General features: G+C 67.7%; 16 protein-coding genes and 1 pseudogene. 7 read left to right on the top strand and 10 right to left on the bottom strand.

Annotated elements, in window-relative coordinates:
• Window positions 1-12: 12 nt before the first annotated feature.
• Window positions 13-417, bottom strand: a complete 405-nt coding sequence (locus tag BN118_RS00105; RefSeq protein WP_014905378.1) for a TssQ family T6SS-associated lipoprotein — start codon at window positions 415-417, stop codon at window positions 13-15.
• Between the two features lie 240 nt (window positions 418-657).
• Here BN118_RS00105 and BN118_RS00110 point away from each other — a divergent pair, with 240 nt between their 5' ends.
• A complete protein-coding gene (locus BN118_RS00110; RefSeq protein WP_014905379.1) occupies window positions 658-1803 on the top strand; it encodes a serine/threonine-protein kinase in 1146 nt (381 codons plus the stop codon).
• 60 nt (window positions 1804-1863) lie between these two features.
• Here BN118_RS00110 and BN118_RS00115 read toward each other — a convergent pair.
• The 3 genes and pseudogenes from BN118_RS00115 to BN118_RS00125 form a co-directional block, all read right to left on the bottom strand.
• Window positions 1864-4207, bottom strand: a pseudogene (locus tag BN118_RS00115) (CHASE2 domain-containing protein).
• Window position 4208: 1 nt separating this feature from the next.
• Window positions 4209-5315, bottom strand: a complete 1107-nt coding sequence (locus tag BN118_RS00120; protein WP_014905380.1) for a FecR family protein — start codon at window positions 5313-5315, stop codon at window positions 4209-4211.
• 17 nt (window positions 5316-5332) lie between these two features.
• A complete protein-coding gene (locus BN118_RS00125; protein WP_014905381.1) occupies window positions 5333-6067 on the bottom strand; it encodes a response regulator transcription factor in 735 nt (244 codons plus the stop codon).
• A 257-nt stretch (window positions 6068-6324) separates the two neighbouring features.
• Here BN118_RS00125 and BN118_RS00130 point away from each other — a divergent pair, with 257 nt between their 5' ends.
• Window positions 6325-7128 (top strand): response regulator transcription factor, encoded by an 804-nt coding sequence (locus BN118_RS00130; protein WP_014905382.1) that lies wholly within the window; start codon window positions 6325-6327, stop codon window positions 7126-7128.
• Here the strand turns inward: BN118_RS00130 and BN118_RS00135 are convergent.
• Window positions 7125-8075 (bottom strand): IS481-like element IS481 family transposase, encoded by a 951-nt coding sequence (locus BN118_RS00135; protein WP_010929577.1) that lies wholly within the window; start codon window positions 8073-8075, stop codon window positions 7125-7127. The two genes, BN118_RS00130 and BN118_RS00135, sit on opposite strands and share 4 nt — an antisense overlap.
• A gap of 17 nt (window positions 8076-8092) precedes the next feature.
• Between BN118_RS00135 and BN118_RS20345 the strand changes: the two genes are divergently transcribed.
• Window positions 8093-8257: a hypothetical protein gene (locus BN118_RS20345; RefSeq protein ID WP_023998031.1), complete on the top strand. Its 165-nt coding sequence runs from the start codon at window positions 8093-8095 to the stop codon at window positions 8255-8257.
• Here the strand turns inward: BN118_RS20345 and BN118_RS00140 are convergent, their stop codons facing one another.
• Window positions 8258-9031, bottom strand: coding sequence for a class I SAM-dependent methyltransferase (locus tag BN118_RS00140; RefSeq protein ID WP_003815086.1), 774 nt, complete (start codon window positions 9029-9031; stop codon window positions 8258-8260).
• 89 nt (window positions 9032-9120) lie between these two features.
• Between BN118_RS00140 and BN118_RS00145 the strand changes: the two genes are divergently transcribed.
• A complete protein-coding gene (locus BN118_RS00145; protein ID WP_003815084.1) occupies window positions 9121-9930 on the top strand; it encodes a helix-turn-helix transcriptional regulator in 810 nt (269 codons plus the stop codon).
• Window positions 9931-9940: 10 nt separating this feature from the next.
• Here BN118_RS00145 and mutY read toward each other — a convergent pair whose 3' ends face one another.
• On the bottom strand, window positions 9941-11017 hold the full coding sequence (mutY, locus tag BN118_RS00150; protein ID WP_010931673.1) for an A/G-specific adenine glycosylase: 1077 nt from the start codon (window positions 11015-11017) through the stop codon (window positions 9941-9943).
• Window positions 11018-11165: 148 nt separating this feature from the next.
• Between mutY and BN118_RS00155 the strand changes: the two genes are divergently transcribed.
• Window positions 11166-14774, top strand: coding sequence for an indolepyruvate ferredoxin oxidoreductase family protein (locus tag BN118_RS00155; RefSeq protein ID WP_014905383.1), 3609 nt, complete (start codon window positions 11166-11168; stop codon window positions 14772-14774).
• 90 nt (window positions 14775-14864) lie between these two features.
• Here the strand turns inward: BN118_RS00155 and cheD are convergent, their stop codons facing one another.
• The 3 genes from cheD to BN118_RS00170 all read right to left on the bottom strand — a co-directional run bounded on the left by cheD (window position 14865) and on the right by BN118_RS00170 (window position 17333).
• The gene (gene cheD / locus BN118_RS00160) at window positions 14865-15545 is read right to left on the bottom strand and encodes a chemoreceptor glutamine deamidase CheD (protein WP_014905384.1); all 681 of its coding nucleotides are present in this window, start codon (window positions 15543-15545) and stop codon (window positions 14865-14867) included.
• 211 nt (window positions 15546-15756) lie between these two features.
• On the bottom strand, window positions 15757-16665 hold the full coding sequence (locus BN118_RS00165) for a cell division protein FtsX (protein WP_010927126.1): 909 nt from the start codon (window positions 16663-16665) through the stop codon (window positions 15757-15759).
• Window positions 16662-17333 (bottom strand): cell division ATP-binding protein FtsE, encoded by a 672-nt coding sequence (locus tag BN118_RS00170; protein ID WP_003815073.1) that lies wholly within the window; start codon window positions 17331-17333, stop codon window positions 16662-16664. The genes BN118_RS00165 and BN118_RS00170 overlap by 4 nt, the downstream gene beginning before the upstream one ends.
• 318 nt (window positions 17334-17651) lie before the next feature.
• Between BN118_RS00170 and BN118_RS00175 the strand changes: the two genes are divergently transcribed.
• Together BN118_RS00175 and BN118_RS00180 are read left to right on the top strand one after the other, a co-directional pair.
• The gene (locus BN118_RS00175; protein WP_003815070.1) at window positions 17652-18668 is read left to right on the top strand and encodes an amino acid ABC transporter substrate-binding protein; all 1017 of its coding nucleotides are present in this window, start codon (window positions 17652-17654) and stop codon (window positions 18666-18668) included.
• 119 nt (window positions 18669-18787) lie between these two features.
• Window positions 18788-19978, top strand: coding sequence for an amino acid ABC transporter permease (locus BN118_RS00180; RefSeq protein WP_014905385.1), 1191 nt, complete (start codon window positions 18788-18790; stop codon window positions 19976-19978).
• Window position 19979 lies beyond the last annotated feature (1 nt).

The raw sequence follows: 19979 nt of genomic DNA on the forward strand, positions 1-19979 counted from the left end.
TTGCGATTGCGGTCAGGTGCCGGCTTTCGATTGCGCGGCCCGAAAGACCGGGCCCCAGGCGGGATGTCCGGCTTCGTTGGGCGCCAGCGTGAAACTGGAGTCCAGGTGCAGTATGCGCACGAATGCGTCTTCGCACAGCTGGGTGTAATTGCTCACGCAGTAGCTGAATGCCTGCAGCTTGAACGCTTCGATACGCACCGCTTTCGGCGCGGCCGCCAGTTCATCGGAGCGCGCGACGCGGCGGATGACCTCGCCATAATGGCCTGCGCCATATTCCGTACGTACTTCGGCTAGGGCCTGCAGCGCGGCGGGGGTGGCGGGGACCTCGGCAGCGGGCTGGGACAGGTTGGCGCAGCCGCTTAGCGCGAGCACGGCCAGGGAAAGACTGGGCAGGAAAGGGCGGAGGATTATGGGCATGATGGACGAGGGCAGGAAACGGGGTTCGAGGTTGGTATATCCTTGCGCCGCGGGCATATTCGTAAAATCCGGCCAAGTAGCCTGGATAATATCCATAAGGCGGCCCGCAAGGATGGGCGTGTCCTACGAAGTGCGTCGAGACGACAATATGTTTATCGAAACGTAAGGATAGCCGCGCTTTCAGCATCACAAGCACAATATCCGGTTATCGCTGCCGTTTTTTGCTTTTGTCATAGAACTATGCCTCTTTTCGCCGCTTCCCAGCATCCCCGCAGTCCTTTTGCAGGCGCCGCGCCTCTCGCGCATCGCCCGTTGAGCGCTATTGCGGCCACCGCTGCCGGAGGCGTGCCGCAAGCCCGCATCAAGCGCCTGCTGGGCGAGCTGGTGCCGCAGCTGGCCAGCGTGCATGAGCAGGGACATATCTGCGGCGACATCACCGTCGATTCGGTGGGGCTGGATGAAAGCGGGCGCGCGCATCTGCTGGCGCTCAATGGGGCGGCCCAGGGCGAAGCCGCGCTGCCGGCGCCGGGATACGCGCCATTCGAGCTTTATGTGGAGGATCCTGCCTGGCCGCGCGGTCCTTGGACCGACATCTACGCATTGAGCGCCGTGGCGCACTCGCTCATTACCGGCCGCCGCCCGCCTGCGGCGCCGGAGCGCTCGGTCAACGACGGCTATCAGCCGCTCGCGCAGCGCGATCTGCCCAAGTATGACAACGATTTCCTGCGCGCCATCGATGCCGGCCTGGCCGTGCGGCCGCACACGTTCGAGGCCTTTGTCGACTCGCTCAAGTTCCCCGAGCCGGAGCCGCCCGCCGAGGCCATGGCGCCTCTGCCCAGCGAACCGCCGCCACGCGACGAGGTGCACGACGAAGAGCCGGTACGGCAGCGTCCGGCGGTGCGCAGCATTCTGTTCGCGATCCTGCTGGCGTTGGCGACGCTGGGCGTGGCCGTCTATTGGTGGCAGCGCCTGACCGGTACGCCCAGCGGCGTGATCACGAGCTCCGAACGCGTGACGACGCCCGGCGCCACTGCCACGCCATCAGACTCCCGCGAGGCTGAACCGCCGGCCGCCGGCAGCGCCGATACATCCGGCGCTGCGCCGCCGGCGCAAGCACAGGCTGGTCCGGACGCCGCTCCCGCGCCCGATGTTGCGCCGGAGGACGCTGCAACAGACGCGCAGGCCGAATCCGAGGCCGCCGCGACGCCGGCACCGGCCGCTGCCCGCGTGACGGTACGCATCAACGTGCAGCCGTGGGGCGAGATCTGGATCAATGGCGTGCGGCGTGGTGTCAGCCCGCCCATGAAGGAATTGCGCCTGGTGCCGGGACGCTACTCGGTCGTCGTGCGCAATGCCGACCTGCCGCCGTATCGGGCCACGCTCTAGGTCAAGGCGGGCCAGCCGGCTCGCATCACGCACGTGTTCCAGTGAGCGTCCGGATGGCTCTCAGCCAGGGGGTGGGCTGGCCGGCAGGCGCAGCACGAAGGTAGAGCCGGCGGGCCCCGTGCCCGATGGCGGGCTGATGACCTCGGCCCGGCCGCCCAGCCGTTCGGCGACGGTGCGCACGAATGCAAGCCCCAGGCCAGCGCCGCCTACTTCGTTCGAGCCGGCGGTGTTGACGCGCGTAAAGGGCTGGAAGATCTGCAGCTGGTCCTGGGGAGCGATGCCAGGTCCGTCGTCCTGGATCGATGCGACCCAGTCATCGGCGTCACGCACGACCGTGCAGCGGATACGGCCATCGGACGGACTGAATTTGATGGCGTTGTCCAGCAGGTTGCTCAGGGCCTGCTGCAGCAAGGTGTCGTCGCCGCGCACCAGGGCGATGGGCAGGGGTTCGTCGATCTCGATGCGGATGCCGCGCGCGCGCCGGCGCCCAGAAATCGTCGGTCGCCTCGCGCAGCAACTCGCTCAGGTCCAGCTCCGTCGGTGCGATCTTCATCGATTCCGCGCGTGTCAGGTGGACGAAATCGTCGACCAGCCGCAATGTGCGGTTGGCCAGCATGGCGATGCGGGCGAGCGCGTCGCTCTGCTGCACGCCATTGAGCGAGTCCTGGTTCATGGCCACCAGGGCAAGTATCGAATTCTGCGGCGCGCGCATGTCGTGCGAAATGAAGCGCAGCGTCTCTTCACGCTTGCGCTCGGCCTGTCGTATGACGGTGATATCCGTCAGGGTGGCCACGGTGCCGGCGAAAGCGCCTTCGTCGGTGCGAATGGGCGCGCACTTCAGGATCAGGTCGCGTCCGGCCTGGTCTCGGACCTCCATGTCCACGTTCCACGGCGAATCCTGCGCATCGGGCGGCGTATGCCGCAGGGCCTCGGTCAAGGTCTGGCGGTTGCGTTCGTCGGTGATGGCGCGCTGGAACAGATCGGCGGCCAGCTGGCCATGGCGCGGCGCACGCAACCCCAGGCTGCGAAAATACTGGATCGCCGCGCGGTTGCGAAACTGCAGCCGGCCGCGCGGGTCGAACACCAGCGTCGCGTCGGGCATGCCGTCCAGGCCATCGGTCAGGAAGCGTCGCAGGTTGCGCACGCGCGCCAGCGCTTCGCGCAATTTGCCCAGGCGGTCTTCCAGCGAACGGTTGACCAGCAGCGTGTGGGTACGGCCTTCGTTGAGCACCGGCGGATATTCGCGCTGCAGCCGCTTGAGTTCATTGTCCATGTAGCGCAGCACGGCTTCCTGGCTGCGCCAGCTCCAGATCGGATAGCACAGCGCCAGCACCAGCATCGTGGCCGTCGGCGGAAACCACACCTGGCCAAAGCGCAGGGCCAGATAGGTGACCGGCAATACGGCCAGCAATATGGCGCCGTTGAGCACCAGCGCCGCCTTGGGCGAGAGCACCCGCAGGCCCAGGCACAGCAGCAGGACGGGCAGCGCAGCGGCCAAGGCGTTATGCCAGGGGCTGGCGACGGTATAGGAAATATTCTGGCGCGCCGCCTGCAGCATGTTGCCGATGATCTCCACGCCCGCCATGCCATTGGCCTGGTGCGAGACGGGCGTGGGGAACGCATCGGTCAGGCCCGTTGCCCACGATCCCACCAGCACATACTTGCCGCGGATCCATTCGGGCGGTACGTTGCCCTGCAGCACGCTGATATACGACACCGTGCGCAAATGGCCGGGGGGGCCGGCGTATGGGATGCGGGTCTGGCCGGCCGCCAGTTGCGCGGTGGCAAACTGCAGGGCCTGTTGCGCCTCGCCGCCCACGCTCATCAGCGACAGCGAGAAATGCGGCCATAGCGCGGTGCCGACCTGGGCTGTCCAGATCGAGCGCCGCAGCACGCCGTCGGTATCGAGCTCGACATTGATGAAGCCCAGTGCGGCGGCGGCCTGCGCCAGCGACTCGAGCGGCGGCTCGTGGCCCGTCGCGCGCGGCAGGCGGTTGAGCACCACCGGCAGCACCACCTTGCCGTTGCGGCGGATGGCCTCGGCCAGTTGCGCGTCGACCGCGGGTTCGGCGCGGTCGGGTTCGGCAAAGATGATATCCAGGCCCACTGCGCGGGCCTCGCCCAGCTTGTCCAGCAGGGCCGCGTGCACCGTCCTGCTCCAGGGCCAGCGCCCCAGCGTGGCGATACTGTCGTCGTCGATCATGACGATCAGGATTTCCGGGCTGGCTGGCCGGCCGGACAGCGATACGGCCCGGTCGTACAGCGTCAGGTCGATGCGGCCCATGCCGCCCAGGGCGCCCAGCAGTCCCGCAACCGTCACCAGCACCATCGTCAGCATGATGCCGGTGCGCGCCGCCAGCCAGCGCCGGGCGGGGGAGTCGGGCAGGGGGCGGCGGCGGCGCACCTTAGAATTCGCTGAGCAGCACCAGGTCGCCGGTGCCGGTGGCTACGGACAGGCCATAGGGCGTGGACAGCACGTTTGCGCCTTCGAAAGGCTGCACGGCTTCGCGCCCGTTCAAACCGGAGGCATCCACGGCGCGAACCGCCACGTAGTAGGTTCCGGCGCCGGGCGCGCGGAACCGTACATCGTTGGTATCGAACCGGTCGGACGCCACCACGTGCATGCCCTCCGCGTCGCGCGAAACCCTCACTATATAGGCGGAAGCGCCGGATACGGGCGCAAACGGCACCGTCCAGCCGCCCGAGGCGGCGCGCGCCGGGGCTTGCAGTTGGGGGGCGGGCAGCAGGGCCTGCACGCCCGAGAACGCGCCGTCGCTGCCGACATTGGCGCCGTAGCCCGAGGACACCGCTACCGGCGTGGCCGGCGCGGCGTCGGGGGCGTGCGGCTGCAGGCGTACGCTGCCTTCCAGGACTTCGCTGCTGGCGCCCCGCGGACTGCTCTTGACGCGAAAGCGGGTGCCGCGCACGCCCGTGACCGCCACCGGCGTACGGATCTCGAAGCGGCCAACGCCCTGGCCGCCCGGGGCCACGCGCGATTCGAGCTCGCCTTGCTGTACCTGGAAGATCGAATCGGTAAGCGGCACGCGCTGGAATTGGCGCAGGCGGTTGGCGGCCACCGTGCCGTTCTCGGGAATCGTCACCTGGCTGCCGTCGGACAGTTTCAGGGTAACGAAGCTGCCGGACGCGGTCCTGATGGTGCTGCCCTCGACGATCTGCGTGCCGACCCGCAGGGCCTGGCCGTCGGCGGTGGCGTTGCCGCTGACGTGGACCACCTCGGCGCCTGCCGCCTGCACCGGGATCATGGCCAGCGGAATGCGCAGCTCGAGGGCGATCGGCAGGCGCTGGGGGTCGTCCACCCGGTTCAGCGTCTGCAGGATCGACCAGTTGGATTCATTACCGGTGTAAGTGCTTGCTAACGCTATAAGCGTGTCGCCAGAACGCACTCGGTAAAGAAAATTCTCTCCCAGGCTACCTGCGGGCTGGGCTTGTACCGCGGCGCTGGCCACAAGGGCGCACACCAGCATGAACGCTGGCGCGAACGGCCGAATCATGAACTTCTCTCCTTGGATTAGTCGTCTTTGGCGTCGTCGCCCTGCGGCTGCGGGTCGCTGACCAATTCCAGCCGATAGCCCAGGGCATAGGACGAAGACAAGCGCACCCCATTCTGGGGGCGCAACTGCAACTTCTGGCGAATATTCGACAAATGCGTATCAAGGGTGCGCGAGGTCGCCGGGATCTCCCGGTTCCACACGCTTTCTGCAAGCACATCGCGCGAGATCAGGCGCCCGACGTTGCGAAAAAACAACTGCGCGAGTTCGAATTCCTTGGGCGGCAACGGTACGACCTGGCCGTCGAGGGCGATGGAGCGCTCGTTGGGATCGATGCGATAGCCCGCGACCGAGAACGGCAGATAGTCGGGCAGGGCGCCCTGGCTGCGGCGCAACAGGGCCGCCACGCGCGCCAGCAATTCGGCGGGCCGCATGGGCTTTACGATGTAGTCGTCGGCGCCTGCCTGCAGGCCTTGCACCAGGTCGCTTTCCTGGTCCCGGCTGGTCAGGAAAATGATAGGCACGGCAAAACCGTAGCTCGTGCGCAGCCGGCGCACGACTTCGTCGCCATTCATGTCGGGCAACTGCCAGTCGAGCAGGATGAGGTCGAACGCCTGGACGCGCAGCGCCGCCAGCAGGTCGAGGCTGCGCGGATAGCTGGTACATGTGTATCCGGCCGCGGAGAGCACCTGCTGGATATGCTGCGCCTGGTCCAGATCGTCTTCGAGCGACGCAATTTTCATTCGTTGTGACACAGAGCGATGCTCGCACGGCAGTCTGCGAGCAGGTTACGGACAAGGCCGGGATCCGGTGCGGCGAACCGCGCGTTCGCCAATTCGTCGCGAGCGCATCTGGCGTCCCAGAAACTTACTGTTCGCACATTGGCGTAGGCGTCATCCAAAAGTGTATGGAACCCTAACCAAACGCATGATAACCCGGGGCTCTTGTTACATCGTCCCCAATGAGCATAAGTGTCAAACATTGCAAAGTTGACAAATGTTGACTGGCTCTGTTGCGCAACACCGCGCCACACTGTCTCAAATGCGTACAGGCGCGCGCTTTCCCTTTTGAGCGCCTGAAAGCCGGCCGCGAACCCGCGGACTGGCAGGGATTCGTTATGAAGCAATTGAGCACGTTGATCATGACGCCCGACGACGCCGATCGCGACCGCATCATTGCAGCAATGCTGCTGGCCGGGATCTCGGCCAAGGGCTGTTCCACGCCCCTGGAGCTGTTCGGGCTGTTGAGTGAGGATACCTACGACGCGGTCGTGATGGACCTTTCCGAGCTGGGCGAGCTGGGCTACGCCCTGGTGGCGCGCCTGCGTGGCTCGCCGGAGCTGGGCATCATCGTCATTGGCGGCAACCTGACCCTGGACGCCCGCCTGCGCTGCCTGCAAAGCGGCGCGGACGCCTGCGTGCCCCTGCCGGCCGACGAGCGCGAGCTGGCATGCGTGCTGCTTGCCCTGGCGCGGCGCCTGCCCGCCTGGCAGGAAGACGAAGAGGCCGTCGCGCAACGCGGTACCGACGACGAGGGCTGGGAGCTGCGCGACCAGGACTGGACGCTCGTGGCCCCCGGCGGGGAAGAGCTGTCGCTGTCGGCCAACGAGCGGCAGATCGTCCGCCTGCTGCTGGGCGCGGCCGGCCGCGCCGAACTGGCCAGCGAGCTGGCTGTCGACGGCCCGGCGGTGCGTTCCACCGGCGAGCGCAGCATCGACGTCATCGTCAGCCGGCTGCGCCGCAAGGCCGAGCTGGCGGGCCTGGTGCTTCCCATCCGAACGGTCTACGGCAGCGGCTACCTGTTCGCCAACTCCTAGCTGTGAACTGTCAATAGGTTGTATTTGTCCAGGTTGAGTCTGGAGATGGGTACAGCGCGCCCGATGCCTTGGTGGGGTCGATGCCAGTTGTAGTGGTGTAGCCAGGATTTCATGGCATCGGCTCGGTGTTGGGAGTTCTGGTAGGTGTGAGCGTAAGCCCACTCACGCAAGGCCGACTGGATGAAGCGTTCGGCCTTGCCATTGGTCTGTGGGCGGTAAGGTCGGGTAAAGCGGTGCTTGATGCCCAGCTCATGGCACAGCGCGGCGAAGGCGCGGCTGCGAAAGGCCGAGCCATTGTCGGTGAGCAAGCGCTGGATGGTCACGCCCAGGCGCTGGTAGTAGGCCACTGCGTCCTTGAGGAACTGGACGGCGCTGGGGAAGCGCTCGTCGGGGTGGATGTCGGTGAAGGCCACGCGGGCGTGGTCATCGATGGCCACGAAGACGAAGTCCCAGCCGGCCCCCTCAACGGTATCGCGTCGGTTGCCCGTGACCCGGTGACCAGGGCGCTGGATACGTCCCAGCTTCTTGATGTCGATGTGCAGCAGATCGCCGGGGGCCTGATGCTCGTAGCGCACCACCGGCTCGGCCGGCTCCAGGTCGGCCAGGTGCGACAGACCGGCGCGGGCCAGGACGCGGCTGACGGTGCTGGCTGACACGCCCAGCGCCTGGGCGATGCGCGCTTGGGTCAGCCGCTTGCGGCGCAGCTCCACGATAGCCAGCGCCTTGGCCGGCGCAATCGCTCGGGGCGAGACCGTCGGGCGCGAGGACGCATCGGCCAAGCCCGCCTGGCCCTGAGCCAGGAAGCGGCCCAGCCATTTGCGCACAGTCGGCGCGGTGACCCCATAGGCGCGGGCCGCTTCAGGCACACAAACTTGATGGGCGATCAATTGCTGGACCATTTCGAGTCGACGTAGGAAGGTCAATCGGGCATGCTTATGGGTGTTCATCCGGCCGGGCTCCTTGAGTGAACTGGGGGGTCGGCGATTTCCAGTTTCTCAAATCCGGTTCGGATGAACCATGCATACAACCTATTGAATCTTCACAGCTAGCGGGGCCGGCGCGGCCTGTGCCCGGGAATCCGGGTGCCTGTCCCCGCCGGGACAGGCACACGCACGGGCAGACGCCATGACTAGGCCGGACGCACCGCCACCAGCGTCAACGTGTCGCTGGTGAACGAACCGTCGGGCTGGATGGCGAAGTGCCGGCGCACCGGCGCGGGCGCGATGTCCGTCATGGCGCGCAGCGCCGTCACCAGCTCGGGCGGCGTGCGCATGCGCTCGACCCACGAGGTGAATTCCAGCGGCAGCCGGCGCGCGGTCATGCCCTGCGTGACCAACCCGGCCTCGGCCGCCATGCGCAGCCATTCGGCGGCCGAATAATCGCGCACGTGCGACGTGTCGCGCAGGACTTCGATGGTCTGCAGCCAGGTGTCCAGCAGGGCTTCGCCCGGGCTGACGACATCGGCGAATACCGCGATGCCGCCGGGCTTGAGCACGCGGCAGGCCTCGCGCAGGGCCTGGCCCGGATCTTCCCAGTGATGGGTGGAATAGCGGCTCATTACCAGGTCGAACTCGCCATCGCCGAACGGCAGCGCCTCGGCCTTGCCGCGACAGGTGCGCAGGTTGGCCAGGCCGCGGCGCGCGGCTTCGCCGGCCACCACGTCCAGCATGGACTGCGACAGGTCATAGGCCACGACTTCGGCCACATGGGGCGCCACATGGAAGCTGACGTGCCCGCCGCCGGTGCCCAGGTCCAGCAGCCGCGCGCCGGGGTGTTCGCGGGCGATGGCGGCCATCTGCAGCAGGTCTTCGCCCTGGGCATGGACGGCGCTGGTCAGGTAGGCGCTGGCGCGGGGGCTGAATTGGCGTTCGACGGCGGCGTCGTGGGTGGGTGTGGCTGACATGGAAATCCTTGGTAGGCAGGGGCCGCGGGTGCGGCACGAGTAAGATAGAAGGCTTCCGATACGCGTACAAGCCTATTGCTCATCCTGGTATGAACAGTGCTACCCATTTGGCCGCCCATGAAGGCTCGGCCCGGCGCCGGCAGGCGCTGGGCGAATTCGTGCGCACGGCGCGCGCCCGCATCACGCCGCAGATGGCCGGGCTGCCGGCCGGCTCGCGGCGCCGCACGCCGGGCCTGCGGCGCGAAGAAGTGGCGCAGCTCTCCGACATCAGCGTCACCTGGTACACCTGGATCGAGCAGGGCCGCGAAGTCACCGTATCGCCCGCGGTATGGGCGCGTATCGCCAATGTCCTGCACCTGGCGCGCGCCGAGCGCGCCTATCTGTTCGAGCTGGCCGAATGCGCCGACCCGCAGCAGCCGCGCGACGAGGGCGGCGATGCGCCCGTGTCGCTGCAGGCCTGTGTCGATGCCATCGACGCGCCAGCCTACGCACTGGACCGCGCCTGGAACCTGCTGGCCAGCAACGCCGCCATGCGCGAGCTGTTCGACGACTGGCCGCTGCGCGACGCGCAGCCCAACCTGTTGCGCTACATCTTCCTGGACCCGGCCGCGCGCGAGCTGGTGGTCGATTGGGACCAGCGCGCCCGCCGCGTGGTGGCCGAATTTCGCGCCGACGCGGGGGCCCACCTCGACGAGGCCGACGTGGTCGCGCTGCTCGACGAACTCAACCGCGCCAGCCCGGTCTTCGCGCATTGGTGGACGCGCCACGCCGTGGTCGAGCGCGAGGGCGGCCTGCGCGAGTTCCAGCACCCGCGCAGCGGGCGGCAGAACCTGCAGCAGATCACCTTCAGGCTGGCCACGCACCCGGAACTCAAGCTGGTGATGCTGTTGCCCTCGTAGGGCGTCGGCGCTATGCCTGGCGCGGCGGCGCGGGCAGGGCGGCCAGCAGGCCGTCGAGCAGCTTGCGCACCGGGGCGGGCAGCGCGGTGGCGGGCAGTTCGGCGGGGCTGACCCAGCGTTCCGGCGTGGCCGCCTGGCGCAGCGCCGCGCCGCGCACCGCGAGATACCAGGGCCGCACATGCAGCCGGTAGTGGGTGAACGTGTGGGCGAAGGCGGCCAGTTCGACCGGCGCCTCGGCCTGCAGGCCCAGCTCGCGGGCCGCCGCGCCCGGGTCGTGGGCGGGGTCGCATTCGGGCAGGCTCCACAGGCCGCCCCAGATGCCCGGCGCGGGGCGCAGATGCAGCAGGATGCCGTCGGGGCCGTGCAGCACCAGCATGGCCGTGCTGCGTTCGGGGATGGCCTTGCGCGCCTTGGGCGTGGGCAGTTCGGCCTGGCGTCCGTCGCGGCGCGCGATACAGGACTGCGCCACCGGACAGCGTTCGCAGGCCGGCTTGCCGCGCGTGCACAGCGTGGCGCCCAGGTCCATCAATCCCTGTGTATAGCCGGGCATGTCGAGATCCGGCGCGGCCTGCACCTGGGCCGCGGCCAGCGCCCATAGCTGCTGTTCCACCGCGCGGCGGGCAGGGTCGCCCTCGATGCCGAAGTGGCGCGTGAACACCCGCTTGACGTTGCCGTCCATGATGGGGCTGCGCTCGCCGTAGGCGAAGGCGGCGATGGCCGCGGCCGTGGAGCGGCCGATGCCGGGCAGGGTGGCGATCTCTTCGGCGCGCGGGGGAAAGCGGCCGACGCAGCGCTGCATGATTTCCTGCGCGCAGCGGTGCAGGTTGCGGGCGCGCGCGTAGTAGCCCAGGCCGGCCCAGTAGGGCATGACATCTTCCTGGCGCGCCGCCGCCAGGGCGGCCACATCGGGAAAACGTTCCAGGAAGCGCTGGTAATACGGAATGACCGTCGCCACCTGCGTCTGCTGCAGCATGATTTCCGAGAGCCAGATGCGATAGGGGTCGCGGGTGTTCTGCCAGGGCAGATCGTGGCGGCCGTGGCGGGCCTGCCAGGCCGTGATGCGGGAGGCGAAGTCCATGGGCGCCATTATCGCATTGCCCTATTGCGGGGACGGGTCGGGCCGGGTACAAAGAAGGAAAAGAAGAAAGGCGTAGACGCGCCCGGATCTGTTGCCGTTGCCTCACAAGGGCTTGAGCGCGTGGCTGGTTCGGACACCCCTTACAAATGGAGTAGACATGAATGCCCCTCTGACGCCCGCGCAGCGCGCGGCGCTTGAGTCCGTACATCTGGACGACAAATACACCCTGACTGCCGGCCGCGCCTGGATGAGCGGCATCCATGCGCTGGTGCGCCTGCCCATGATGCAGCGCGTGCGCGACGAGCGCGCCGGGCTGAACACGGCCGGCTTCGTGTCCGGCTACCGGGGGTCACCGCTGGGCGGGGTCGACCAGAACATGTGGAAGGCCGCCAAGTACCTGAAGCAGCATCACATCGAATTCCAGCCCGGCATCAACGAGGACCTGGCCGCCACCGCCGTGTGGGGCTCGCAGCAGGTCAACCTGTTCCCGGGCGCCAAGTACGACGGCGTGTTCGGCATGTGGTACGGCAAGGGGCCGGGCGTGGACCGCTGCGGCGACGTCTTCAAGCACGCCAATGTGGCCGGCACCTCGCGCCACGGCGGCGTGCTGGTGGTGGCCGGCGACGACCATCCGGCCAAGTCGTCGACGCTGCCGCACCAGAGCGACCACATTCTCAAGGTCTGCATGATCCCGGCGCTGTTTCCCGCCAGCGTGCAGGAAGTGCTGGACTACGGCCTGCATGGCTGGGCCATGAGCCGCTATGCCGGGGTGTGGGTCGGCATGAAATGCATCACCGACATCGTCGAGGTGTCCGCCTCGGTGGAGGTCGACCCCGAGCGCACGCGCATCGTGCTGCCCGAGGATTTCCAGCTGCCGCCCGACGGGCTGAACATCCGCCTGCCGGATACGCCGCTGCAGCAGGAGGCGCGGCTGCTGGACTACAAGCTGTACGCCGCGCTGGCCTACGCCCGCGCCAACCGGCTGAACCGCGAAATGTGGCAGGTGCCCAACGCGCAGGCGCGTTTCGGCATCATGACCTCGGGCAAGGCCTACCTGGACACGCGCCAGGCGCTGGCCGACCTGGGCCTGAGCGAGGAAATCTGCAAGCGCATCGGGCTACGGCTGTTCAAGGTGGGCATGGTGTGGCCGCTGGAGGCCACCGGCATGCAGCGGTTCGCCGAGGATCTCGACGAGATCCTGGTGGTCGAGGAAAAGCGCCAGGTGCTCGAATACCAGCTCAAGGAAGAGCTGTTCAGCTGGATCGGCACCGGCAAGAAGATCCCGCGCGTGGTCGGCAAGTTCGACGACAAGGACGGCGGCGAGTGGTCGGTGCCGCAGGGCAACTGGCTGCTGCCGGCGCACTACGAGTTCTCGCCCGCCATGGTGGCCAAGGCCATCGGCGCGCGCCTGCTGCGCTTCGAGCTGCCCGAGGACGTGCGCGCCGGCATCCAGGCGCGCCTGGATTTCATCGCCGAGCGCGAGCAGGCGCTGGCCCGGCCGCGCCTGGTGGTGGACCGCAAGCCGTGGTTCTGTTCGGGCTGTCCGCACAATACCTCGACCCGCGTGCCCGAGGGCTCGCGCGGCATGGCCGGCATCGGCTGCCACTACATGGTGACCTGGATGGGCCGCAACACCCAGGTGTTCACCCAGATGGGCGGCGAGGGCGTTCCGTGGGTGGGCCAGGCGCCGTTCACCGAGGAAAAGCATGTATTCGCCAACCTGGGCGACTGCACCTATTACCACTCGGGCCTGCTGGCGATCCGCGCCGCCGTGGCGGCCAAGGTGCCCATCACCTACAAGATCCTGTTCAACGACGCCGTCGCCATGACCGGCGGCCAGCCGGTCGACGGTCCGATCAGCGTGCCCATGATCACGCGCCAGATGGCCGCCGAAGGGATCGAGAAGATCGTCGTCGTCACCGACGAGCCGGAGAAATACCGCCACGTCACCGACCTGGCGCCGGGCGTGCCGGTCAAGCACCGCGACGAGCTGGACGCGGTCATGAAGGAGCTGCGCGCCTATCCCGACGTGTCGGTGCTGGTCTACGACCAGACCTGCGCCACCGAGAAGCGCCGCCGCCGCAAGCGCAACGCCTATCCGGACCCGGCCTTGCGCGTGGTGATCAACGAACGCGTCTGCGAAGGCTGCGGCGATTGTTCCGAGAAGTCGCATTGCCTGTCGGTCGAACCGCTGGAAACCGAGTTCGGACGCAAGCGCACCATCAACCAGTCCAGCTGCAACAAGGATTATTCCTGCCTGAAGGGCTTCTGCCCCAGCTTCGTCACGGTCGAGGGCGGACGCCTGCGCAAGCCGCGCGCGCTGGCGCAGCAGGACGCCATCGACCAGGGCCTGCCGGCGCCGCGCGCCGACGCGCTGGCCGGCCACTACGGCGTGTTCATCGCCGGCGTGGGCGGCACCGGCGTGGTCACCATCGGCCAGTTGCTGGGCATGGCCGCGCACCTGGAAGGCAAGGGCTGTTCGGTGCTGGACATGGCGGGCCTGGCCCAGAAAGGGGGCGCCGTGTACTCGCACGTCGTGCTGGCCCCCACGCCGGGCGAACTGCTCAATACGCGAGTGGCCATGGGCGAGGCCGACCTGGTGCTGGCCGGCGACCTGGTCGTGGGCACCAGCCCCGAGGCCATCGCCCGCATGCGCCCGGGCCGCACGCATACGCTGCTCAACAGCGACGTCGCGCCCACGGCCGCCTTCGTCCACGATCCCGACTGGACCCTGCCCGGCTCCAACCTGCAGGCCGACCTGGCCAAGGCGTGCGGGGCGGACAACGTGGCCACCATCGACGCGGCCGAGCTGGCGGTCGGCCTGCTGGGCGACGCGATCTACGCCAATCCGCTGATGATGGGCTATGCCTACCAGAAGGGCTGGCTGCCGCTGGGCGAGGCCGCGATGCAGCGCGCCATCGAACTCAACGGCCAGCAGGTCGAGAACAACCTGGCCGCGTTCGCCTGGGGGCGGCGCGCCGCCCACGACCTGGCGCAGGTGCAGGCGCTGATCGGCAAGGGCCAGCCGGCGGCGGGCGACGAAGGCATCGTCGAAGTCAAGCGCGGGCAGGGCGCCGTGGTGGACTTCAAGCGTCCGGCCGGCGAGCTGGGCGCGCTGGCGCGGATCCGCCGCGCGTTCCTGGCGCAGTATCAGAACGAAGCCTATGCGCGGCGCTACCAGGATCTGGTCGACCAGGTGGCCGCGGCCGAGCAGGCCGCCACCGGCACCACGCGGCTGGCCGAGGCGGTGGCGCGCTATTACTTCAAGCTGATGGCCTACAAGGACGAGTACGAAGTGGCGCGCCTGTACTCGGACGGCGAGTTCCTCAAGCGTATCGACGCGCAGTTCGAAGGCGACTGGAAACTGAACTTCCACCTCGCGCCGCCGTTGTTTTCCAAGCGCGACAGCGAAGGGCACCTGGTCAAGCGCCGCTATGGGCCGGCCACGCTGCGCCTGTTCGGCGCGCTGGCGCGCCTGCGCTTTCTGCGCGGCACGGCCTTCGATGTGTTCGGGTACACGGCCGAGCGGCGCGCCGAGCGCGCGCTGATCGAGCAATACCGCGAGCAGCTGGGCGCGATCCTGCCCAAGCTGAACCGCGGCAACCTGGAGCACGCCGTCGCGCTGGCCAGCCTGCCCGAGGAGATCCGCGGCTATGGCCACATCAAGGAGGCCGCCATGGCGCGCGCCGATGTCCGCCGCGCCGAACTGATGCGCGAATTCAGCGCCTCGGTGGTGCCGATCGGCGGCGGGGTGCGCGCCGCCTGACCGTGGCCAGCGCGGAGCCGGGTGCCTGTCCCCGCCGGGACAGGCACCCCGTCATGCGCCATGAACGGCGGGGACAGGCGCCCTGGGGAACTACGCGCCCACCGGATCGCGGCGACTGGGCGTGTCGAAGCGCTCGACGCGCATGCCGCCGGGGCGCGCGAAGCGCTCCACGCGCGGGGCGGCGCGGGTTTCGGCCTGGACCGTCTGGGCGGCCGCGGCTTCGCGCTGTGCGATCAGCGCCTCGGCCTTCTGGTGGTGCGGCGCCATCTTGCGCACCATGACGCGGCCGTCGCGCGGGAAGTAATTGATGCGCCGGGCGTGGACGTCGCCCAGGTCCTGGGCGCGCACCGGGATGCCTTCGGTCTTGAGGTAATTCAGCACGAACTGGCCGTTGCGCTCGCCGATATTCATCAGCTGCATGGCGCTGAGCACCGCGCCGCCGCCGAACACCTTGGCTTCGAGGCGCTCGCGGACCGCGCCGGCCTTGAGCAGTTCGTTGATCAGCACTTCCATGGCGAAGGCGCCATAGCGCATGGTGGCCGAGGCCGGCGAATGGATGTCGCCTTCGGGCAGCATGAAGTGGTTCATGCCGCCTACCCCGATCACCGGGTCGTGGATGCAGGCCGCCACGCAGGAACCCAGCACGGTCGACAGCATGACGTCCTCGCCGTTCGTGACGTAATACTCGTTCGGCAGGATCTTGACGGCCGGACTGTTGAAGGCGTTATCGAAATAGCGGCGCGTGGCGCGGGCATCAAGTCGGGCAGGCATGGCAGGGCAGGGGCTCGGCCGGCGGGCACGAAGCCGGGCGCGCCGAAGTTTTATTCAAATTGTGATTATTCCTTGCAAAAAATCGACATACAAGTGAATTTTTGCGTTCGCGCGGACAGGGGTGCGTCCCTTTTTCGGCGCGAGCCCGGTTTCCCGGGCAAGTCTGGACTTTACCCGGGAATGCGCGCCTGCTTTCGGCGGAACAAGGGGCTTAAAAGCGCGTACTGCGGGTCACTGACCAGCGCGCCGACAGCGCGCCCAGCACGCCGGCGGCGATGACGGCCACGGCCAGCACCGGCAGGCCGGGCAGGTGCAGGGCGAATTCGGCCCCATAGCTGCGCGCCAGCCCCAGCAGCGCATCGTTGAGCGGGGTCAGCGCCATGGCCGCCGCGCCGATGGCGATCAGGGCCGATACGGCGCCGGTCAGGGCGCCCTGGTACAGGAACGGGCGGCGCACGAAGGACTCGGTCGCTCCCACCAGGCGCGCCACGGCGATTTCCTCGCGCTGGGTCATGGCCTGCATGCGCACGGTATTGAACACGGTGGCCAGCACTACCACCGCCACGCAGGCCGCCAGGAACGCCAGCCCGATGCGGGCAAAGCGCAGCAGCGCTTCCAGCCGCTGCACCCAGGCGCTGTCCAGTTGCACCTGGTCCACGCCGTCCCATTTGCCCCAGTCCTGCGCCAGCGCGCCGGCGCGCCCGGCCAGGTTCTCGCCGTCGGCCAGCGTCACCACCACCGCGTCGGGCAGCGGATTGCCGGGCAGCACGGCCAGGGCCTGCTCCCAGGCGGGGTTGTCGCGCAGCGCCGCCAGCGCCTGGTCGCGCGGCACCACCCGCACCGCGGCGATCTGGCTGGCGTAGTCGCGGCCGATGCGCTCGGCCACCGCGCCGGCCGCCGTGGCGGGGGCCTGGGTCTGCATGAACACGGTCAGCTCGGGGGTGACCGATACCTGGCGCGCCAGGGGCTGGACCGAAACCAGGATGGCGCTGCCCAGCAGCGGCAGGGCCAGCGCCAGCGCCATGACCAGCAGGTTGGCCAGCGACGAGAACGGCTGGGCCGCCAGCCGGCGCAGGGTGATCGCCAGCGCGTAGCGGTGTTGTCGCAACCAGGCCTTCATGCTTGGCCTCCGTGCGTGTCGTGGAAGCGCCCGTGCTCGATGCTGAGCGTGCGCGTGGCGTAGCGGGCCATCAGGTCCTGGTCGTGCGAGGCGATCAGCGTGGTCACGCCGACGCGGTTGAAGTCGCGGAACACATTCATGATGCGCTGCGCGTTGTCATGGTCGAGGTTGGCGGTCGGCTCGTCGGCGATCAGGATGGCCGGCCGGTTGACGATGGCGCGGGCGATCGCCAGGCGCTGCTGTTCGCCGCCCGACAGTTCGATGGGGTTGAGGTCTTCCTTGCCGGCCAGGCCGACCTTGTCCAGGGCGGCGCGGGCGCGCGCGGCGGCCGAGTCCGGGGCCTGGCCGGTCACCGCCAGGGGCAGCATGACGTTCTGGAAGGCGCTGCGGTCGTACAGCAGGTGCGTGTCCTGCAGGATCACCCCCACGGCGCGCCGCAGATACGGCCGGGCCCGGCTGGGCAGTCTGTCCAGCCGCTGGTTGTTGACCTGGATGGATCCACGGCTTGGCGGCTCCAGGCCGCCGATCAGCTTGAGCAATGTCGACTTGCCGGCGCCCGACGGCCCGGACACGAAGACGAACTCTCCAGCGCTGATGCGAAAGTTGATGTCGGCCAGGATATTTCGGCCGCGCCCGTAAGATTTGAAGACGTGCTGGAATTCAATCATGGCGAGGTATAGGAAGAAGTCGCAATAGTAACCCCGCGCGCGCGCCCGGCGATGACAATTCGCGACAGGCGGCCGGCATGCCGGCGCGCCGGCGCCCGTGCCGTCCTGCAAGATAGCCGCCGCAAATGGCGCGCCGCCGCATGACGCGTACCCCGGCGCGTGGGACGCGCATCTCAAACAGATGTCCCCGTTTTCGTGAATTACCCTAAAAGGGATTTCCCCCATGTCCCCAAATTAATCCGAACGCTACCATCCGCCCAAGCGCGTTGGTCTACGAGGCCTCGCGTATTCGATGTTGTCCTAACAGGAGATCAACACATGAAGATGCTCAAGCTGGCCGCTGCCGGCGCTGCCCTGTTTGCCGCGGGGTCGGTCGCGCACGCGGGCGCCACGTTCGACAACGTGAAGAAGAAGGGCTTTGTGCAATGCGGCGTATCGACCGGGATCCCGGGTTTCTCGATCGCCGACAGCAAGGGTGAATGGAAGGGGCTGGACGTGGACATGTGCCGCGCCATCGCCGCCACCATGTTCGGCGATGCGTCGAAGTTCAAGGTCACGCCGCTCAATACGCAACAACGCTTCACCGCGCTGCAGTCCGGCGAGGTCGACGTGCTGACCCGCAACACCACCGTCACGCTGACGCGCGACACGACGCTGGGCCTGATCGGGGTGGGCGTCAACTACTATGACAGCCAGGGCGTCATGGTGTCCAAGGAGCTGGGCGTCAAGAGCGCCAAAGAGCTCAACGGCGCCACCGTCTGCGTGCAGCCGGGCACGACCACCGAGCTCAACCTGGCCGACTGGTTCCGCGGCAACAAGATCGAGTTCAAGCCTGTCGTGATCGACAAGTACGACGAGATCGTGCGCGCCTTCTCGGCGGGCCGTTGCGATGCCTTCACGACCGACAAGTCGCAGCTGGCCTCGACGCGCACCACGCTCGAAAAGCCCGATAACTACGTCATCCTGCCGGAGGACTTCTCGAAAGAGCCGCTCGGGCCGATGGTGCGCCAGGGCGACGAGCAGTGGTTCAACGTCGTGCGCTGGTCGCTCAACGCCATGCTGGAGGCCGAGGAATACGGAATCACGTCCAAGAACGTCGACGAAATGGCCAAGAGTTCCAACCCCAACATCCAGCGCATTCTCGGCGTGACGCCGGGCATGGGCAAGAACCTGGGCGTGGACGACAAGTGGGCCTTCAACATCATCAAGCAGGTCGGCAACTATGGCGAGAGCTTCGAGGCCACGCTCGGCAAGAGCAGCGCCATGAAGCTGGAGCGTGGACTGAATGCCTCGTACAAGCAGGGTGGCCTGATGTACGGCTGGCCGGTGCGCTGATCCGCTCCTGAAGCGGGCAAGGGCGGCCATGCGGCAGCCCTTGCCCGGTCCGTGCGAGCGGGCGCAAAGCAGGCCGGCGCGTCCGCGCCGGCCGAACGTCCGACTCTGTAGATTGATTTATGACGACTACCAATCGAAACGCCCCGATTCCGGCACCGCGACGTCGTCTCAACTGGAATGATCCCGGCCTGCGCGCCGTGGTCTACCAGTTCGTCGCGCTGGTCGTGGTTGCGCTGGTGGCGTGGTTTCTGGTTTCCAATACGCTGCACAACCTGTCGGTGCGCAATATCGCCACGGGTTTCGGATTCCTCGACCGCGAGGCCGGTTTCGCGATAGGCGAAACGCCCATCGCCTATTCCCCTTCGGACACGTATGGCCGCGCAATCCTGGTCGGCGTGCTCAACACACTGCGCGTCGCCGTCATCGGCATCGTGCTCGCCACCCTGCTGGGAACCCTCATCGGCATCGGCCGGTTGTCCAAGAACTGGCTGGTCGCGCGCCTGACCTCGATCTATGTCGAAGTCATGCGCAACGTGCCGCTGCTGCTGCAGCTGTTCTTCTGGTACGCGCTGATCACCGAGAACATGCCGGGGCCGCGCCAGGCGCACAACCCCTTGCCGGGCGTGTTCATCTCCAATCGCGGCGTGCGCGTTCCCAGCCTGGAAGGCAACGCGCTGGACTGGATGCTGGGCGGGCTGGCGCTGGCCATCGTGGCCATCATCGTGCTGGGCCACTGGGGCCGCAAGCGCCAGGAAGCCACCGGCCGGATATTCCCGCTGGGCCGCGCCGCCATCGCCCTGCTGATCGGGCTGCCCATCGTGGGCTGGCTGGTCAGCGGCGCCTCGCTGGCGCTGGACATGCCGGCGCTCAAGGGCTTCAACTTCCAGGGCGGCCTGAACATGTCGCCCGAGTTCGCGGCCCTGCTGGCCGGGCTGGTGATCTACACCTCGGCTTTCGTCGCGGAAGTGGTGCGCTCGGGCATCCAGGCGGTCAACCAGGGGCAATGGGAAGCCGCCGGCTCGCTGGGGCTGCGCCGCGCCCAGGTGCTGCGCCTGGTGGTGCTGCCGCAGGCGCTGCGCGTCATCATCCCGCCGATGACCAGCCAGTACCTCAACCTGACCAAGAACAGTTCGCTGGCCGTGGCCATCGGCTATCCGGACATCGTCTCGGTGGTCAACACCACGCTCAACCAGACCGGCCAGGCCATCGAGGGCATCCTGATCATCATGGGGGCCTACCTCACGGTCAGCCTGACGATCTCGATATTCATGAACTGGTACAACAAGCGCATCGCGCTGGTGGAGCGTTGAC

Origin of the sequence: Bordetella pertussis 18323 (assembly GCF_000306945.1) — a bacterium.
Lineage (GTDB): Bacteria > Pseudomonadota > Gammaproteobacteria > Burkholderiales > Burkholderiaceae_B > Bordetella > Bordetella pertussis.